Genomic DNA, 306 nt, shown 5'->3' on the forward strand with positions numbered 1-306 from the left:
CAAAATCGCCTGAGCAGCAAACGCTCTCTGTTTCTCATCGGATGCGTGAATCATTGATCCGCGACCGAACCAAGACGGTGAACCAGATGCATGGGTTCCTGCTCGAATTCGGTGTCAGCCTGCCGACCGGATTGGCAGTGGTCAAACGCCTTGCTTCGGTGCTTGAAGAGCACGACCTGCCAATACGGCTCGTCGCATTACTGCAGCGCCTGCATGATCATTTCGTCTACTTGAGCGAGCAGATCAAGGTGTTGGACAAAGAGCTGGAGAGCCAACTGGCTGACGATGATCTAGGCAGTCGTTTGC

The 306-nt window shown here is 54.2% G+C and carries 1 pseudogene; it reads left to right on the plus strand.

Going from position 1 to position 306, the window contains the following annotated elements:
• Nucleotides 1-306, plus strand: a pseudogene (locus AC25MA_RS25840) (IS110 family transposase); the annotation flags it as partial.

The sequence above is a fragment of the Pseudomonas sp. P65(2024) genome, from assembly GCF_057480955.1.